This is a genomic window from Sorangium sp. So ce834, from assembly GCF_051521425.1.
Taxonomy (GTDB): domain Bacteria; phylum Myxococcota_A; class Polyangia; order Polyangiales; family Polyangiaceae; genus Sorangium; species Sorangium cellulosum_D.
The window spans coordinates 1,047,013-1,065,070 of record NZ_CP150351.1 but is presented as its reverse complement, the minus strand read 5'-3'; the positions used below and the strand labels follow the sequence as shown (position 1 = coordinate 1,065,070).

12 protein-coding genes are annotated in these 18,058 nt (G+C 73.0%); 5 read left to right on the top strand and 7 right to left on the bottom strand.

The window, feature by feature from the left end; genetic code table 11:
* Positions 1 to 93 precede the first annotated feature (93 nt).
* Complete coding sequence (locus tag WMF20_RS03985; RefSeq protein ID WP_437610823.1) at positions 94 to 1,929, top strand: vWA domain-containing protein; 1,836 nt, start codon at positions 94 to 96, stop codon at positions 1,927 to 1,929.
* Positions 1,930 to 2,200: 271 nt separating this feature from the next.
* Here WMF20_RS03985 and WMF20_RS03980 read toward each other — a convergent pair whose 3' ends face one another.
* Positions 2,201 to 3,589 (bottom strand): IS1380 family transposase, encoded by a 1,389-nt coding sequence (locus WMF20_RS03980; RefSeq protein WP_437610821.1) that lies wholly within the window; start codon positions 3,587 to 3,589, stop codon positions 2,201 to 2,203.
* Positions 3,590 to 4,275: 686 nt separating this feature from the next.
* Between WMF20_RS03980 and WMF20_RS03975 the strand changes: the two genes are divergently transcribed.
* Together WMF20_RS03975 and WMF20_RS03970 are read left to right on the top strand one after the other, a co-directional pair.
* Positions 4,276 to 5,985: a hypothetical protein gene (locus WMF20_RS03975; protein ID WP_437610819.1), complete on the top strand. Its 1,710-nt coding sequence runs from the start codon at positions 4,276 to 4,278 to the stop codon at positions 5,983 to 5,985.
* 80 nt (positions 5,986 to 6,065) lie between these two features.
* Positions 6,066 to 6,911 (top strand): ribokinase, encoded by an 846-nt coding sequence (locus tag WMF20_RS03970; protein ID WP_437610817.1) that lies wholly within the window; start codon positions 6,066 to 6,068, stop codon positions 6,909 to 6,911.
* Between the two features lie 40 nt (positions 6,912 to 6,951).
* Here WMF20_RS03970 and WMF20_RS03965 read toward each other — a convergent pair whose 3' ends face one another.
* Positions 6,952 to 7,485 (bottom strand): DUF2505 family protein, encoded by a 534-nt coding sequence (locus tag WMF20_RS03965; protein WP_437610815.1) that lies wholly within the window; start codon positions 7,483 to 7,485, stop codon positions 6,952 to 6,954.
* 396 nt (positions 7,486 to 7,881) lie between these two features.
* Between WMF20_RS03965 and WMF20_RS03960 the strand changes: the two genes are divergently transcribed.
* Together WMF20_RS03960 and WMF20_RS03955 are read left to right on the top strand one after the other, a co-directional pair.
* Complete coding sequence (locus WMF20_RS03960; protein ID WP_437610813.1) at positions 7,882 to 8,931, top strand: retropepsin-like aspartic protease; 1,050 nt, start codon at positions 7,882 to 7,884, stop codon at positions 8,929 to 8,931.
* 195 nt (positions 8,932 to 9,126) lie between these two features.
* Positions 9,127 to 10,584 (top strand): cyclic nucleotide-binding domain-containing protein, encoded by a 1,458-nt coding sequence (locus WMF20_RS03955; protein WP_437610811.1) that lies wholly within the window; start codon positions 9,127 to 9,129, stop codon positions 10,582 to 10,584.
* A 78-nt stretch (positions 10,585 to 10,662) separates the two neighbouring features.
* On the opposite strand, the gene WMF20_RS03950 is transcribed toward WMF20_RS03955, so the two are convergent.
* The 5 genes from WMF20_RS03950 to WMF20_RS03930 all read right to left on the bottom strand — a co-directional run bounded on the left by WMF20_RS03950 (position 10,663) and on the right by WMF20_RS03930 (position 18,038).
* Entirely contained in the window at positions 10,663 to 11,208 is a 546-nt protein-coding gene (locus WMF20_RS03950) for a hypothetical protein (protein WP_148313296.1), read from the bottom strand.
* 190 nt (positions 11,209 to 11,398) lie between these two features.
* Positions 11,399 to 13,519 (bottom strand): ATP-binding protein, encoded by a 2,121-nt coding sequence (locus tag WMF20_RS03945; RefSeq protein ID WP_437610809.1) that lies wholly within the window; start codon positions 13,517 to 13,519, stop codon positions 11,399 to 11,401.
* 120 nt (positions 13,520 to 13,639) lie between these two features.
* Positions 13,640 to 14,728 (bottom strand): MaoC family dehydratase, encoded by a 1,089-nt coding sequence (locus tag WMF20_RS03940; RefSeq protein WP_437610807.1) that lies wholly within the window; start codon positions 14,726 to 14,728, stop codon positions 13,640 to 13,642.
* A 129-nt stretch (positions 14,729 to 14,857) separates the two neighbouring features.
* Positions 14,858 to 16,624 carry an acyl-CoA dehydrogenase family protein gene (locus WMF20_RS03935; RefSeq protein WP_437610805.1) on the bottom strand — a complete coding sequence of 589 codons (1,767 nt, stop codon included), beginning with the start codon at positions 16,622 to 16,624 and terminating at the stop codon, positions 14,858 to 14,860.
* Positions 16,625 to 17,129: 505 nt separating this feature from the next.
* Positions 17,130 to 18,038, bottom strand: a complete 909-nt coding sequence (locus WMF20_RS03930; protein ID WP_129581136.1) for a polyprenyl synthetase family protein — start codon at positions 18,036 to 18,038, stop codon at positions 17,130 to 17,132.
* Between the last annotated feature and the right edge of the window lie 20 nt (positions 18,039 to 18,058).

The window sequence follows — 18,058 nt, the reverse complement described above, 5'->3', positions numbered from 1 at the left end:
TCGCGAGGACCTGTGTCGGGGTCGGCGATGGCCGCCCCGCGAGAACGCACTGCGGGGATCCGCGCTCGCGATCCCCTTCAAGGAGGACACCTCATGCGCATCCGGCCCCTCGATCTCGTCGCCCCTGCTCTCCTCGCCGCGCTGCTCGTCGGCTGCGGCGGCGCCGCGCCTGCCGCCAGGGAGACGGCAGCGCCGGCGGGGCCGGCAGCGCCGATGGACACCGCCATCGCGCCGTCGATGCAGCCGGAGTACGACGCTCCGCAAGCGGAGGGCCGCGCGTCCGCCGCCGCGGAGAAGGCCGAGGAGGCGGACGCCTCGGGCGCCCCGCCCGTCGCGGCGGCTCCGCCCCCGCCGGCCGCGCCGGCGCCGGTGGCCCCGTCGGCCGGCGTGACCGCGGCTGGCAAGCCGGAGGCGCGCCGCAGCGTGGCGGGCGCCGCGCCGGCGCCGAAGAAGGGCTCCGCGCCGGCGCCGGTCGCCGCCCCGCGTCCCGCCGCCCCGCCCGCGGTCGCCGTGACGGCGCCCGAGCCCCAGGGCAGCGAGTCGTACCGGGACTACGGCGTCAACCCGGTGGAGGACCCCGCGAAGGACCGGCTCTCGACGTTCGCGATCGACGTGGACACGGCCTCATACGCGATCGCGCGCCGCAAGATCCTGGACGGCGCCCTGCCGCCGTATCAGGCCGTGCGCGCCGAGGAGTTCCTCAACTACTTCGATTATGGCTATGCGTCTCCCACGGCGGGCCCGTTCGCGGTGCACCTCGCGGCCGCGCCTTCGCCGTTCACGGTGGGCCATCACCTCGTGCGCGTGGCGGTCCAGGGCAAGCGCGTGCCGGCCAAGGAGCGGACGCCGGTGCACCTCGTGTACCTCGTCGACACGAGCGGCTCGATGCACGCGCCGGACCGGATCGAGCTCGCGAAGAAGAGCCTGCGGATGCTCACCGAGTCGCTCAAGCCGGGGGATACGGTCGCGCTCTGCACGTATGCGGGCAGCGTGCGGGAGGTGCTGGCGCCGACCGGCATCGAGAGCAAGGGGAAGATCCTCGCGGCGATCGCGGACCTCACGGCGGGCGGGTCCACCGCCATGGCGAGCGGGATCGATCTCGCCTACAGCCTGGCGGAGCGGACGCTCGTGAAGGGGCACGTCAACCGTGTCGTCGTGCTGTCCGACGGCGACGCGAACGTCGGCCCGACCTCTCACGAGGAGATCCTGAAGACCATCAAGCGCGCGCGGGACAAGGGGATCACGCTGTCCACGGTCGGCTTCGGCCAGGGCAACTACAAGGATGTCATGATGGAGCAGCTCGCCAACCAGGGCGACGGGAATTACGCGTACATCGACAGCGAGGCGCAGGCGCGGCGGGTCTTCTCCGAGCAGGTGGGCGGGATGCTCCAGGTCATCGCGCGCGACGTGAAGATCCAGGTCGAGTTCGATCCGAGCTTCGTGAAGAGCTATCGGCTCATCGGCTACGAGAACCGCAACGTTGCCGACCGGGATTTCCGGAACGACAAGGTGGACGCGGGCGAGATCGGCGCCGGTCACAGCGTGACGGCCATCTACGATGTCGAGCTCAAGGACGCCGCGCTGAGGGGCGCGGGAGCGGCGCCGCTCGTCGTGCGCCTCCGCCACAAGGCGCCGCTCGGCTCGGACGTGGCCGAGGAGACGATGGTCAAGATGGCTCCGGGCGCCATCGCCCCGACCTTCGACGCGGCGCCGGCCGATCTTCGCTTTGCGTCCGCGGTGGCCGGCTTCTCCGAGATCTTGCGCCACAGCCCGCATGCGCGCTCCTGGAGGCTCTCCGACGTCGAGAAGATCGCGAGGGCGGCGGCGTCCAGCAAGGTCGATCAGCAGGAGTTCATCGGCATCGTCCGCCGCGCCGGCGCGCTCGCGGGCGGCAAGACGGACGCGGTGGCCGCGAGGGGCGCCGACTGACCGGCCGGGGAGGCGGCGGTGCTTGACGGGGGGACGGCATCGCTGAAGCAGCGGTGCTCGAGGGGCGAGGTGTCTGGATGTCAGGAGAGGGAGATAGAGAGAAGAGAATTTAGCCTGGATTTCGCGCCCACGGGGCACGAGCGGGCCGACGGCGATGCGCGAGCGGCGATTCGCCGACGAATGCGACGTCCGTTACAATTGAACGCGCTCAGCGCGTCGCGAAGGCACACGCCCCCCTTACCCCCCACCGTGATTTCGGCTGGTTCCGGACTCAATTCAGCCGGCGGGCGAGCTGCGAGCGCTCTGGCACGTGCAGCTTCGTGCCCCGAGCCGAGCGGGCCAGCCGCCCCGGGACGAGGATCAGCGCTCGGCGCAGCCACGGTGTTCGCCAGCTTGCCAGGTGCGGAACGTGCTCCAGCACATAGCGGCGATTCAGGTTAGCGGTCAGCAATTTCAGCAGCAGCGCGGCGTGATTGGCGTTGAAGCTATGGCTCGGCACGCGACCGCATCCCCACCCATGCTTGAGATCGCCGATGAGCGGCTCGATACCCGCGCGCAGGTCATACCGCGCCGCGACGTCTTCCGGCGCTTCGACCGGCTCGTTGGTCAGGAAGACCTGCACCGTGTAGTCGAGGCCCTCCCAGAGGTAGATCTGCTTGCCGTTGTCCCGGTCGCGTGTGCGTACGGCGATCACGCGGACCCCCTCCGGCCAACCGCTGCGCCGGAAGGGGACCTCGGTCACCTGCCTTCGAGGACGACCGTCGGCATCCCGGTCGATGGTACGCCATCCGGTGGCGTATGCGACCATGCCCACCATATCGGGGCTCATCCGCGCCTTGGTCAGGAAAAAGCATCCCTTCGCGGCGACGGCGTGCATCAAGGCGCTGCAATCCCCTGCGCCATCGATCCGCACGTAGATGGCCGCGCTCGGCACTGCGGCGCGCGCCCGGTCGATGCACTCCTCGACGAAGGGCACATCGGCTTCGCCGAAGCTCGTATCGCCCGGTCGCAGCTTGGCCCCGACGATGGCCTCGACCTCGGCGATGCGCGCCAGGATCGGATGATAGCTCGGCCGGCCGTGGTAGCGTGGGTTCGGGCCCGGAAGTGCCCCCTCTTGCATGCCGAAGAGCGGCTCCACGGTCGTATCGACGTCGATATGGAGGAACCGGTGCTTTCGGCGAGCAACGAGGGCGAGCCCGTGGTCGACGACCATGCTGTGCAGCGCTTCGAGCGCATCCTCGTCGAACCGGCACAGGTCCCGGTAGACGGTGTCGATGCTCGGGACGACCCCGCCTGCGAGATGCACGAAGAGCGGATCGACGGCGAGCGCCTCGATGCCGAAGACGCGCTCCTCACCGGCGAGCGCGCTGTCCATCAGCAGGCGCATCTGCGCGGCCATGGGGTAGATGACCGAGCGGCCCGTCTTGAGCCGGGAGAACCTGCGGCTCAGGGTCGCGTCGAGGCCGAGCTCGCGAATGAAGGCACCGAAAGTGGCAAGCCCTGCGACTCCGGTCAGGTTCTTCTCCGTGAGCTCGACGTGAATCCTGCGAGGGTCCGGCCGCCGGATTCGCTCCTGGCGATGCCCGTCGCCTTTCCTCTTGAACCCGAGCTCGCGCCGGCGCACCTTCAAGGTGCTCGGCGTGTGCCTTCGTTTGGTCATAGCAACCCGGACGAGTCGCCACGCCGAGCCTTTCTTTCAAGGCGTTCCGTTTACGACGCCGGATTTCTCACGCGTCGGATCGGCCTCGTAGGCGCGAAATCCACGTTTAACGCAAAGGCGCAAAGGCGCAAAGGCGCAAAGGCGCAAAGGCGCAAAGGCGCAGAGAGAGAGAGAGAGAGCTCGCCCCTTCTCTCTCTTTCTTTTTTGCGTCTTTGCGCCTTTGCGCCTTTGCGTTAAATTCTTCATATATTTACCTGCCTCCGGAGCATCCAGGCACGCCGCAGGACGCAGGCGACCCCTCGTCGGCAACCGGCACATCGAGCCGTGACAGGAAACGACACGCCGAAGCTCGGCCGTATTTTCGAAGCGCACTCTATTGCACACACACTCACCGCGGCTCACAGCGCCGGCTCCCCCCGGCGGCCCCCCTCGCAATGCCGAAACCGCGATATCGCAGACCCGCGCCGCGTGGAAGCGCAACGCACGCCGCCCACGACGACAGCCGACCAAAGCCAACCGACGAGAGCAACCGGCAGACTGGATTCCAGCGCGGCGCAGATCCATTGCAGTTCCTCGACTGGAATCCGCGGAACTGTGACTTGACATCTCGTCACCGATGTCGCTTTTATCATTCACCGTCCTCGGGCGTATCGCGCGGGACGAAGGCGGGAAGCGAGGACGCTGCCGTGGAAGCGCTGTGCGTAACGATGCGGGGGCGGTGCCAGTATTGCCAGGCGATGCTGCCCATCAACCGGGTCGACACGAAGATCTTCTGCTCGGGGTGCGGCACGTTCACCGAGATCGCCAACCGCGTGTGGCATCGTATGCTACGCGAGCCGCTCTACCGCGCGCCGCGCCTGCTGCCAGGCGAGGTGCAGCGCGTGCAGGAAATGTCTCTGTCGCTCGAATTTTCTCGGTCGAAGCCCGCGTGCCGCTCTTGCCGGACGCCGCTCGCGGTGGATTCGAGCGCGCTCACGCCCCTCCCGTGCTCGAGCTGCGGGGCGCAGCACGCCCGCCGCCGCTGGCCGGCGGACATCCCCATCGCCGGGCTCGATCCCGAGGCGGTCCTCGTCGGAGAGGAGGCCGAGATCGCGCCCCCGGACGAGCGCCCCGACGGCCCGGGGCTCGATCCTTCGCCCTGCGCGCTTTGCGGCGGCGCCCGCGACTCCAGCGCTCCCGCGGCGGACTGCGAGCGCTGCGCCGCGGCCCCGCACGTCCCCGAAACATCGTCGCAACGCGCCCGTGACCGCGCGCCGATACCGTGGCTCATCGCGTCGGAGCGGTTCGCCCCGATCAGCGGGCACGCCGCGCCCGTGCAAGAAGGGCTCTTCGACTGGAGGGAGGCGCCCAGGGTCGCTCCGCTCGACGACGGAGGGTTCGTCCTGCTCTCGCTCTCCAGCGGAGCGTGGACCGGGCCGCGGAACCTCGACGAGGTGCACGAGCGCGTCGTCATGGCGCTCGACCCGGACCTCCGGGTGCGGTGGCTCCGGCGCGAGCGCGTCCCCGGCAGGCTCGGGAAGCAGGCGCTCGGCCTCGCGTCCGACGGCGAGCGCGTCATCCTCTATTCCTCCCGAGAAGGGCACGAGGTGCTCGACGGCACGACGGGCGCCTCGCTCGGGAAACATGCGACGAGCGGCGCGATGATCGCGTCGCTCCACGGGCGGGAGGCGCGCGCGCTCGGCCTCCAGCTGAGGATCGACAAGGGACGCCTCGCCGTGGTGCAAGGCGACGCCGCCGCGCTCCCCGGAGCGGTCCTCGGCCGGCGCGGCGTGAAGGTCGTCCGGCGCCTGCCCGGCGGCGGGCTCGGCGTCCTCTCCCGCCACCGCGGGGTGCGGCTCGACGTGGTCGATCCGCGCGGCGGGCTCAGGACGTTCCTTGTCAATCCGAAGGACGGCTCGCTCGACGGGCTCGCGTTCTCGCTCAGCCGGAGCGGGCTCGTCGGCGTGCTCAACCACCGCCGCCTCTGGGTGGCCCGGCCCGGGGACGAGGAGCTCCGCACCTGCCTCGACGGCCCGGCCGATCGCGTGTGGCGCGACTCCGTGCTCCTCGCCGCCGACGACGGCGTCTGGCTCTTCGAGAACGGCTCGGGCGCGCGCCGCTACGCCCCAGACGGCGCCCTGCTCTTCGACGCCGAGATCTGCCCGCGGCCCACGGCGCGCACGCCGGCGCAGCTCGCCAGCGAGTCGGCGCAGAAGCGGATGGAGAGGGCCCGGAGACACCGGCTCTCGCGCGCCGGCAAGGCGGAGCACGAGCGCGGCGAGGGGGCGCGGAGCGAAGCGGCGCGCCGGGCGAAATGGCCGCTGCGCGCGCTCGCATGGCTGCTCGGCCGCACGATGCTGCTCGCCCTCGGGCTCGCGCTGGCGTCCGGCCACGCGGGCGGCGCGCTCGGCGGCTGATCTCGAGCGAGCGGCCGCCCCGTCGGCGCGAGCGCCCGCCCCGCGGCGCCGCGCCGCCGCGTTCGTGGTATGCCGCGGACATGGGGTTGCTCGCGATCTGCGGCTCGATCACCGCCGATCTCCTCGGTTACGGCCCGCGGCTACCGCGCCCGGGCGAGTCGGTGCTGGGCCGCCGCTTCCTCGTCGCGCCGGGCGGCAAGGGCGCGAACCAGGCGGTCGCGGCGGCGCGCTCCGGCGCCCGTGTGCGGCTCGCGGGCGCGCGCGGCGACGACGCCCACGGCGAGCTCTGCGCCGCCGCGCTCGCCGCCGACGGCGTGGACCTCTCCGCCGTGGCGGTCCACCGCGGCGCGACGACCGGCGTGGCCCTCATCTGCGTCGACGACGCCGGCGAGAACCAGATCCTCGCGCTCCCCGGCGCCAACGCGCTCGTCGCGCCGCCCGCGCCGTGCGGGGCGTCGGTCTGGCTGTGCCAGGGCGAGATCCCGGCCGAGGCCATCGCCGGCGTGCTGTCGGCCGCGCGGGCGGACGGCGCGCTGTCGATCTGCAATCCGTCGCCCGTCAACGCCATCGACCCCGCGCTCGTCGGCCGGTTCGACCTCGCCGTGGTCAACGAGCTCGAGCACGAGGCGCTGCGAGGTCACCTGCCGGCGCGCGTGGTGCTCACCCGCGGCGCCCGCGGCGCCGTGCTGCTGCCCTCGGGCGAGGAGCTCCCCGCCCTCCCCGCGCGCGCCGTCGACACGACCGGCGCGGGCGACGCGCTCGCGGGCGTGCTCGCCGGCGGGCTCGCCTCCGGGATGGCCATCGAGGCCGCGTTGCGCCTGGCGATCGCGGCGGCGGCCATCTCGGTCGAGCGCGAGGGGTGCCAGCCCTCCTATCCGACCCGCGCCGAGGTGGAGCGCCGCCTCGGCGCCTCCCTGAGCCCGTGATCGCCGCTCCGCCCGGCCTTCCGGGCGAGGCGCGCTCCCCTCACGCCGGCTGGACGCTCGCCGCCGCCCGGGCCGGGTGCTCCGCGATCCATCGATTCAGGAACGCCGCGCTGTCGTCCCAGCCCGCGCGCATCTCCTTCTCCATGATGCCCTCGAGCATCTTGCCGAATCCGAAGATCTTCGCCTCGATCGTGGCCCTCGCCACGCGCGTCACCTGGCCGGGACCCGACGGCTCGACCCGCAGGGTGCCCCAGTTGCGCAGCCGATCGGAGAGCAGGCTCGGCGCCATGGTCCAGCTCCACGTCCGCGCGGCCTTGTCGAAGACGCTCTCCTCGACGTAACGGAAGTTCGGCCCGAGCATCGATTGAAGGGCGGCGGGGAGCGCGTGGATACGGGGCTGCCCGACCGCCTTGCGCACCCGCGTGCGCTCGTCCTCCCGCTGCTCCAGCACCTCGAACGAGGGGAATTTGAGGACGTCGCGGTACATCCGTTCATTGACCTCACCGCTGAAGAACAGCTCCCAGAAGGTGTCCTCGTCGCAGCGGATCACGTGCCTCGCCTCGATGTGGATCATGCGTTTGCCCTCTCCTGCGCACACCTTGGAGCCGGACGAGCCGACTGACAACCGGCGCGACGAAGCTCGGCGCAGATGTCTTGGCGCCGCCAGCGCACCGACGCCGAGCGCCGCGAGAGAGGCAGAGAACACGAGGGCACGCCGCCGAGTCGCCGAGCCGCCGAGGTGCGGTTTCTGCTGGCGACACACCTCAAGGCCGCCCGCGCTCACCGGCGCGGCGCTCCGGGCTCATCGGTAGAGGCCGCTTGACCGAGGTCGAGCGCCGGCCAATGATGGATTGATGACGATGCGAGAGAGGCTCTCCTCCTCTGCGAGCGCCGCGAGGAGGGGCGCGCGCGGCGAGGCCCGGCGCCGGGGCCGCCCTTCACCGCGGCAGGTCGAGCGCAGGTGACGCGGGTGAAGCGCGCTCGTGGGGGCGCCGCCCTCGCGCTCTCGATCTCCCTCGCCGCCGGCGCGCTCGCGGCGGCCGGCTGCGCCGAGCCCGCCGCGGTCCGCGCGGCGCCGGCCTCGGCGCACGGCGCGACGCCGGCCGAAGGCGCCGCCGGCGGGCCTCCGCGCGCGGCGCCGGCGAGCCCGGCGGCGCCGTCGCCGGCGAGCGCCGGGGGGCGCCGGGCGAGCCTCCAGTTCGAGCTCAACGAACGCCCGTTCCCCTCGCCGCTCATCGATGCCGTCGTCGCCGGCCAGCCGACCACGCTGATCGTCGACACCGGCGCCTCCCACCACGTGATCGCCCGCTGGCTCGCCGACGAGCTCGCGCTGCCGCTCTCGACCGCCGGCGACGTCGCGGTCGATCACGCGGGCAGGCCTCTGCCCGTCTCCCGCATCGAGCGCGCGACGATCGCGCTCGCCGGGTGGGGCTCGGTGGACGCCCCCGCGCTGCTCGTCGTCCCCGTCCCCGACGCGCTGCAGCGGCTCGGGATCGGCGGCGTCCTCGCGCCGCAGGCGCTCGCCGGGCCGGGCCGCGTCGTCGTGCTCGACCTGCGCGAGGGCCGGATGACCGAGGCGCCCCGCGACGAGGCCGCCCGCGCGCTCCGGGCGCGGTTCGGCGAGGCCGCGGTCGTGGAGCTCGGCCATTGCGGCGGCCCGAACCAGGGCCACGAGATCACCGCCGCGGCGACGGTCGACGGGATCGCCGTGACGCTGAAGGTCGACTCGGGCGCGTCGCAGAGCTCCCTCTTCGCCGCCTCGCCCGCGGGGAGGCGGCTGTCGCACCGGGCGGCCGGCGGCCGGAGCGCCTACGCCGCCTCCGGCAAGCACACCCTTCCCGTGCTGTCAGGCGCTCGCCTCCACCTGGCGGGGTTCGACGCCGCCGCGGAAATCGATCTCTTGCCCGGCGAGCGGCGGGGGGCCTGCCCGTCGGACGGATTTGCCGGAATGGATGTGCTCCGCACCTGTGTGCTGCTGCTCGCCGAGGACGGCGGCCTCGCCGCCTGCGCCCCGCGGTGAGCGGAGCGGCCGCGCTGCCGCGTTGAGGGCCGCGGCCCTGGCCGGGGCCGAGCCGCCGAGGGGCGCGCCATGCCCCAGCGAGGTCGCGATGCGTCGTGGTAGAAGAGGCGCACGCGTGGACGTCCGGTCGCCGCGGCGGGGGAGGGATCCAGCTCGCCGCGGCGCGGAGGCGTCGCGCGGTGGTCGGGAGGCATCATGTCGACAGGTTTCGAGTTCTTGACCCAGGATGACGAGCGGCTGCTGCTGGAGAAGTCGACCTGCGTCACCTACCGACCGGGCGAGCAGATCCTCGAGGAGGGCTCGCGCAGGCAGGGCATCTTCATCGTGCGCAGCGGCCTGGTCGGCGTCGAGGTCGCCCACCTCGGGCGCGGCGTGGCCCTCCGCCAGCTCGGCCCCGGCGCCATCTTCGGCGAGATGTCGTTCCTCGAGAGCGCCGCCGCGAGCGCCTCCGTCGTCGCCCGCGAGGAGTGCACCCTCGACGTGATCGAGGGCCCGTATGTCCACTCGCTGCTTGCCTCCGTCCCCGGCCTCGCGGCGCGCTTCTACCAGTCGCTCGCGATCATGCTCGCCCAGCGCCTCCGCGAGAACACCGCGATGCTCCCCCCGCTCCTCGTCGAGGACGTGCCCCAGGTCAACCGCTTTCACGCGGCGAGGACGGGCCAGGCCGGCACCAACAACATCCCTCCGAAGCTCATCGACACGGTCGAACAGTTCAAGTTCGAGATGATGATCGCCGACAGGATGGTCAAGGAGGCCAAGCACCCCGAGGCGGAGATCCAGGAGAAGGTGAGCGCCGCGTGCCAGACGATCGTGTCCGCGCTGCGCGAGCACATCGAGCGCGAGCGCCACCTCGAGAAGGGCATCGGCGCCTACGTCTTCCGCGAGACCTTCTCGCTCTTCATGCTGAGCCGCACCGTCGACCGCTGCTACACGAAGCCGCGCGGCTACGCGGGCGATTTCTATACGATCGAGATGATGTACAACGACGAGCCCTCGGGCGACGGCCGCCTCGGCCGCTTCATCGACCATTGGGGGCTCGAGCTCGAGGCCTGCCGCGCCGTCAAGAACAGGCGCGGCGTGCTGAGCCGCGCGCTCCGGGAGGCCTGCCGCGTCCACGGGCCCGGCCAGGTCCTCGTGACCAGCCTGGCGAGCGGCCCCGCCCGCGAGCTGTTCGACCTCTTCGCCGAGGGGGGCGAGCCGCCCGACATCAAGGCGACGTGCATCGATATCGACAACCAGGCCCTCGCCTACGCGGCCGGCATCGCCGAGGAGCTCGGCGTCATGGACCGCTTCAGCTTCGCCCAGGACAACGTGGTGCGGCTCGCCCACGGCCGCGGCAGGACGGTGCTCAAGCCCCAGCACATGATCTACAGCATCGGGCTCACCGACTACCTCCGCGACGACCTCGTCGTGAGCCTCCTCAACTGCATGCACGACAAGCTCCTCCCCGGGGGCATCGCGGTCGTGGGCAACTTCGGGGTGAACAACCCGAGCAAGGCCTTCATGGACCACGTCCTCGAATGGGAGCTCATCCATCGCAGCGCCGATGATCTCAAGACGCTGTTCACCCGCTCGAAATTCGGGAGCACCCCCGTCGAGGTGCGCGCCGAGGAGGCGCAGGTCAACCTGTTCGCGTTCTGCACCAAGACGTGACGCGCCCGCGCCGCCGCGGCCCCCGCGGGGCAGCGCGCCTCGCGCGGCAAGGCGCGCTGGCCCGCGGGGGCCGCGGCCTCAGCGGAGCCAGCGCACCTCGTACTCGCAGGTGGGGTGTCCCTCGAAACGGCACCTCGTGTGGAGGCTCTGCCCGCCCCGCGCGCCCGAGAGCCGGAGCGCGTTCTCCTGCCACGCCGGCACGGCGTCTCTGCAGATCTGGCGCCCCGGGTCGGACTGAGGATCGACGCCGAGGTAGAGGATCAGGCGGAAGAACCGCTCGCCCTCCGCGAGCGGGGCGAGCCGGCCCCCGTTGAAATACATGCCCCACATCACGCCGGCCTGCCGCATGACGAGCGCGGGCGTGCCGAGCTTGATGAGCACCTTGTGCGCCAGCGTCAGGTCCTGCTCGGCGACGTAGGCCGCGAGATCGCGGATGACACCGGTCTTGTTGGGCCACCTCGAGATCTCGTCCGCGATGGCGTTCCAGACCGCGACAGGGTACCAGCTGTGCGCCACGAGATCGGGCGACGAGAAGACCGCGCGGGCGGCGGCGGGCAGCTTGGCGTCGAGGACCGACATGGCCTGGCTCCCCCACCGCGTCTGCAGGTAGGTCCTCGTATGCATGAGCGCTGAGCCCCGGATCTTCATCGAGACGGCCGCCCGCCCAGGATAGATGCTCTCCGGCCGCTCGGGCCAGCGCGGAGCGGTGGCGCCGGAGCGCGTCGCGGCGCGCGCGCGGACACACGCGCGCACACGCGACGCGCTCCGGCGCCGCCGCTCCGCTGTGTGTGCCCTCCGTCGCGCGCGGGCGCGCTCACTGCAGGCGCTCGGCGGCCGCCGGCGGCGGCGCGTCGCCCGGGCCCTTCGCCCGCCGCGCCTGCGCGGACGCGTCGAGCACGGCGCGCACCGCCTTCGCGAGCTGCGTGGGCGTGTACGGCTTGGCGAGGAAGTGGACGGACCCGTCGAGCAGATCGCCCGGGAAGAGGGAGTCCTCGGTGTAGCCCGACGCGTACAGGACGGGCAGCGGCGCGCGCGCGCGGGCGAGCGCCGCCGCGAGCGCGGGGCCGCGCGCGTCGGGCAGGACCACGTCGCTCACGAGCAGGTGGATGGCGCCTGAGTAGGTCGCCGCGAGCGCGACCGCCTCCTTGCCGTTCCGCGCCGCGAGGACCGAGTACCCGAACGAGCGCAGCGCGGTGACGCACAGGTCGCGCACCTGCGCCTCGTCCTCCACGACGAGCACCGTCTCCCCGCCCCCCGAGACGGCGGAGGGCGCCCTCGCGGGCTGCTCGGACGGCGCGCCGCGCACGCGCGGGAAGCAGATCGTGAAGCGCGTCCCCTGGCCGGGGGCGCTCGAGAACCAGATGTGGCCGCCGTGCTGCTTCACGATGCCGTGGCACGTCGCGAGCCCGAGCCCCGACCCCTTGCCCGGCTCCTTCGTCGTGAAGAACGGCTCGAACACGTAGTGCCGGATGGCGTCGTCGATGCCCTGCCCGGTGTCGGTGACCGTGAGCTCCACGTAGTCGCCCGGCTCGATCTCGGGCCTCGACGCCGCGTCGCCCGCCTCGATCGTCGTGTTCGAGGTCTCGATGGTCAGGCGGCCCCCGGCGGGCATCGCGTCGCGCGCGTTCACGGCGAGGTTCATGAGCAGCTGCTCGAACTGGCCGCGATCGATGTGGATGGGCCAGACCTGGCCCCCCGGCAGCACGGCGAGCTCCACGTCCTCGCCGACGAGCGGGCGGAGGAGCGGCTCGACGCCGAGGATGAGCGCGTTCGGGTCGACCACGGTCGGCTGGATGAGCTGCTTGCGCGCGAACGCGAGCAGCTGCCGCGTGAGCGCCGCGGCGCGCTCCGCGGCGGTGCCGATCTGCGTGAGGTGATCGAGCACGGGCGACGACGGCGGCACCTTGCGCACCGCGAGCTCCCTGTGCCCGAAGATCGCGGTGAGCATGTTGTTGAAGTCGTGCGCGACCCCGCCGGCGAGGCGCCCGATCGCCTCGAGCTTCTGGCTGTGCAGGAGCTGCTCCTCGAGGCGCCGGCGCTCGGTGATGTCGAGGCTCGTGCCGACGAGCCCGGTGATCGCCCCGGCGTCGTCCGTGAGCAGCTGCGCCGCCATCTGCACGTGCCGCAGCTCCCCGCTCGACGGGCGCACGACACGGCACTCGACGGGGCTCGCGATGCCGAGCGGCGACGCGCTCTCCGCGCCGCCGAAGACGCGGTGGCGGTCCTCCGGGTGGATGAGGCTCGCGAAGAGCTCGAACGTCGGGCGCACCGACGGATTGACGCCGAGGATATGGAAGAGCTCCTCGGACCAGCGGATGGTCCGCGACGCGAGGTCGTAGGACCAGCTGCCCACCTGGGCGATGCGCTGCGCCTCGTTGAGCATGCGCTCGCTGCGGCGGAGCTCCTGCTCGGCGCGGCGGCGCTCGGTGAGGTCGACGATCGCGCCGAAGAACCGGGTGGGCGGCCCCGCCCCCTCGACGACGGGCAGGCTGCTCAGGAGGCACTCCCGCACCGTGCCGTCCCGGTGGCGCACGCGGAACGCGCTCGCGCCGGTTCCCTCGCCGGTCTCGATCGCCAGCGTCAGGCCGGCGTGCATCCGCTCCCGGTCGTCGGGGTGGACGGCCGCGAGGAACGCCTCCGTCGACGGCTTGTCCGTCGCGGGATCGCAGCCCAGGATCCGGAACAGCTGCCGCGACCACGTGACGTGGTTCGAGTCGAGCTCCCAGAGCCAGTTGCCCATCTGGGCCGCCTGCTCGGCCTCGTCGAGCTGCGCCTCCGACCCGATGGCGACGGGGCCCCGCGCGCGGATCGGCGCCGCGGGCCGGTCCGCGCTGGAGCCGCGCTGGAGCGACGCCTCGGCGCGGGACAGCGCCTGCTCCAGCTCGGCGACGCGCGCGCGGAGCGCGTCGAGCTCACGGCTCGCAGCCGCGCTCATGGCCGTTCTGTCCCTCGTCGCGGAGCGCCGGTGCTCATGACGCGCATTGTATGCCGCGGCGCGCCCCGCGGGGGATCCCTCTTCTGCGGCGCGCTCCGCGGTCGCGGCGCGCGAGCGCGCCTAGCTCCGTCGCCGCACGAGCAGCGTTCGCGTGATCTCCACGACCTTTTCCTTGACCCTGCCGTCGGCCTTGCCGAGCTCGGGGGTGAACAGGTCGGCCCCCTGCTCGAGCAGCGCGCGGGGCGGCGTGTTCTTCACGCCGACGATCCGGAACGTGACGCTCCCCGCGCCCGCGCTGGCCTCTTCCCGGGCGATCACCTTCGACGCGGCGAAGAGCGTGTCGCCCGCGAGGACGCCGCTCGGGTGGGCGCCGTCGTCGAGGCCGAGGTCCCAGACGCCGCACCCGGCCGTGTCCCGGCTCGAGAGCGCGAGCACCCAGGACAGCACGAGCCCGCCGTGGACGACGCGCGTCTTCGCGAAGGAGCTCGCCCTGCAGTACTGCTCGTCGAGGTGCAGCGGGTGGGAGTTGCGCAGGAGGGTCGCGAGCTGCATGTGCTCGCTGTCGCCGACCGTCCGGCCGACCTCGTGGGTGAGCACGTCGCCCACCTCGAAGTCTTCCCAGAAGCAGGCGAAGCCGCCGTGGCGCGCCGGCGGCGCGAGCGGGCCGCCGAGCTCCCTCGGCAGGCGCCCCGGGGGCTCGTCCGGCTGCACGACCGCGTGCGGCGCGTCCGCGGGGCGCTCCGCGACGCGGCCGGGGGGCACGAGGGCCTTGCGCTCGAACGAGCAGACGAGCAGCCCGTCCTGGTTCACCACCTGCGTCCGGACGTGGACGACGCCCTTGTCGCCCGTCGACACCGGCTTCTTGCCGATGACCATCGAGCTCGCGCGCAGCGTGTCCCCTGGATAGCAGGCCTCCGGGAAGCGCACGTCGATGTACGCGAGGTGCGCGATCGCCTGCTCGCTCACGTCGTGGACGCTGAAGGAGATCCCGAGGTTGAGGAGCAGCAGCGGGCTCACCGGCCTGTCCCTGAGCCCCACCGATCGGGCGGCGACGCGGCTCGAGTAGGTCGGGATCGCGTCCTGGAACGAGGCCGCGAAGAGCGCGAGCATCCCCTCGTCGACGGTGACGTCCCAGGGGTGGGCGTACACCGCGCCGACCGTGAAATCGTCGAGCTTGCGGCCGTAGCGGGGAGAGCGGACGCGGACCATCGGTCCGCGCGATGATGGCACAGGCGCGCACCGCTGACGACGGCGCCGCCCGCGCGCGCTGGCCCGGCGTGGCGCGGGCGCCCACGGCCGCGTGCGCCCGCGCGCCGCGCCGCGCCGGAGCGGGCCCGCTCAGGGCAGCGATCCTTCGAGCAGGGCGCGCGCGATGCCCTGCGCGAGCACCTCGCGCGTGCCCAGGTGGAACGCGAGGCTGCGCGCGTCGAGCAGGAGCCGCGCCGGGACCGAGCTCTCGGCGTAGCCGTTCGCCCCGTGGACCTGCATGCAGGCGTCGGCCGCGTCCCAGGCGACGCGGCTCGAGAACAGCTTCGCCATGGCGGACGTGAGCTCGCACGGCTGCCCCGTGTCCGCGGCCTGCGCGGCGGCGCGCGTGAGCTGGCGCGCGGCCGCGACGCGGGCGATGAGCCCGCCGATCCGGTGCGCCACGCGCGGGAAGGAGATGAGCTGCGACCCGAACTGCACGCGCGTCCTGGCCCGCTCGAGCGCGAGCTCCAGCGCGGCCTGCGCCACGCCCACGCCGCACGCCGCCGCGTAGACGCGGCCGATCGCGAGCGACCGCTGGAGCTGGGCGATCCCCTCGCCCTCGCGCTCGCCGAGCAGCGCCTCGCGGCCGACCTGGAGCCCCTCGATCCGGAGCTCGTAGTGGCCCATGCCTCGCTGTCCGAGCGCCCGCAGCTCGGCCCCGGCGATCCCCGCGTCCGGGAAGTCGGCGCCGGGCGCGCCGCGCCGCTTGGCGATGGCGAAGAGGCTTGGCCCGAGCGGCTGCTGCCCCTGTCCGCCGGGCGTCGTGGTCCGCGCGAGGGTGAGCACGAGGTCGGCGCGCGACGCGCCGGTGACCCATGTCTTCTTGCCGGTGATGAGGTAGCTGCCATCGGCCTGGCGCTCGGCGCGCGTGGCGACGCGCGCGAGGTCGGATCCGTAGGCGGGCTCCGAGAGCGCGAGGGCGCAGCGCGCCTCGCCGCCCGCGATGCGCGGCAGCCACGTCCTGCGCTGGAGGTCCGTGCCGGATCGGGCGAGGAGGTCCGCCGCGGTGGAGGCGGTCATGGTGAGCACGCCGAAGCCGAGCGACCCGCGCGCGAGCTCCTCGACGGCGGCGGCCATGGCGGCCGCGCCGAGCCCATCGCCGCCGTGCTCGGGCGCGGTGGCCAGCCGGAACACCCCGAACTCCCCCATGCGGCGGACGATCGACTCCGGGATGAGCCCGTTGCGCCGGTGGATCTCCGGGGCGAGCGGCTCGACGAGGCGCTCCACGAAGTCGCGCATGTTGTGCCGTATCCAGCCGACGCGCTCGTCCTCGGCGCCGCCGCAGCCGGGGATCCCCTGCTCCGCGGCCGTGCGCGCGAGCGTTGCCACGGCCGCGCCCGACCCCGCGTCGCGCGCCCACGCCGTGACCGCGGGGTGTCCGATCGCCTTGGCGACCTCGTCGTCGCGGAGCTCGAGCTCGCCGAGCGGCGCGATCTCGCCGCCCCCCAGATCGACGCCTCCGCGCAGCGAGAGCAGCAGCGCTCCGGCGTGCGCCTCTGCGACGGGCCTGGCCTCGCCGCCGGTCTCGCACGCCCAGCTGGCGAGCGCCCTGCAGGCCTCGATCTCCGCGTAGAGGTGGGCGAGCGCGTGGGCTGCGAGCTGGTGTCGATCGAGCAGCATGCGCGACACGTGCAGCGGCACGGCGGCGCTTGGCCGGACGAAGCTCGCGCTCCTCGGCGCGCCCCGGAGGCCTGCGTTCGTCGGGCTCCCGACGTCCACCACCCGGTCCCGGAGCCGCCCTCGCGCGACGCGCGCGAGCTGCTCGACGGAGGTGATCGCCTCGCGCATTCCCCCTGGGCTGTCGGCCTCGAGCTTGCGAGAAACGATGGTGGCGTGCTGCTCCCGAATCGCCCTCATCCCCAATCCCCCCGATCGCGGACTACGATCCACCCCTTGCATCACGAGGCGCAGGGCATATCCCCTCCGCGCCGCCCCACGCCCATGCCCGCCGCGGCAGGCGCGGAAAGGCCTGCCGAGGATGGCACTCCAAACAGCGTTCGTCGAGCCGGCCCGCACGCGCTCTGTCTCATATCGACGCCGCATTAAGGCCTTTCCCGAAGCCCGTTTATCGCTTCCGTCCGGCGACGCGCAAACAGCCCTGTTCCTCCGCAACCCCTAAGTCTCGGACGGCCGCCGAGCTCCCCCTTGAACAACCGTAGATCCCCGCGGAGGGTGTGTTCGCGCCGGCCGCGGACGGGCTGATGTCTGGAGCCCGGCCATCAGCCTCGGACGGCCTCCCCTTTAAAATAGCCGTAGGCCCCCTCGGGCACACGACGTCCCAGGCGAGTTCAGCCCGTCCGCGCCCGGCGCGAACACACCCCCCGAGGGGGCCGGGCCCTCCGGCGGAGCCGGTTGAGGCCCGCTATGCCGAGCTCACGTTCGGGACTGCCGCCCGCCTCGCGCACGCCCGGAGGAGCCTGTCCCCCAGCTCGACCGCCCACGACCGCACGTCATCGGCCCGCGGGCACTGCGGCACCGACTCGACCGCGTCCTGGATGAGCCGCTGGAGCAGCCGCGTCGTCCCCGAGAGCCCGAGCTCCAGCGCCGTGTTCGGCCGCCCCAGCGCCCCGTCCCGCCCCGCCGGCTTGCCCATGTCCTCCGGCTGGCCGATCAGGTCGAGCACGTCGTCCGCGACCTGGTACGCCTCGCCGATGCGCTGCCCGAGGTCCCCCCAGGCCGCCCCGTCCTGGCCCGCCGAGAGCGCGCCCAGCGTCGCCGCCGCCTCGAACAGCGCCCCCGTCTTCGCGCGCCGGTACGCCGACAGCGCGACCTTCGCCTCCGACTCCCACGCCTGCCCGGCGATGATCCCCTGGGGCATCCCGACGCCGCCCGCGAGCACCTCGAAGAACCGGACCGCCCGCCGCGCGTCCGACACCCCGCTCGCCACCGCGTGGAACGCGCCGCGCGCGAGCGCCTCGAAGGCGAGCACGATCAGCTGATCGCCGGCGAGCACCGCGATCGGCTCGCCGAAGGCCCGGTGGACCGAGGGCTGGCCGCGCCGGAACGGCGCGTCGTCGAAGCACGGGAGGTCGTCATGGACCAGCGACGCGCAGTGGATGAGCTCGACCGCCGCCGCCGCCGCGTCCGCGACCTCCGGCGCAGGATCGCCGTACGCCGAGGCGACGGCCAGGCAGAGCCGCGGCCGGATGCGGGCGCCCCCGGGGAAGACGGCGTGGTGCGTCGCCGCGAGGAGCCCGGGCGGCGACGCGGGCGAGGAGAGCGACTCGATGGCGACGAGAAGGACGCGCTCGATCCGGCGATCGAAATCCATATCGGCCGAGTTTTGGGCGA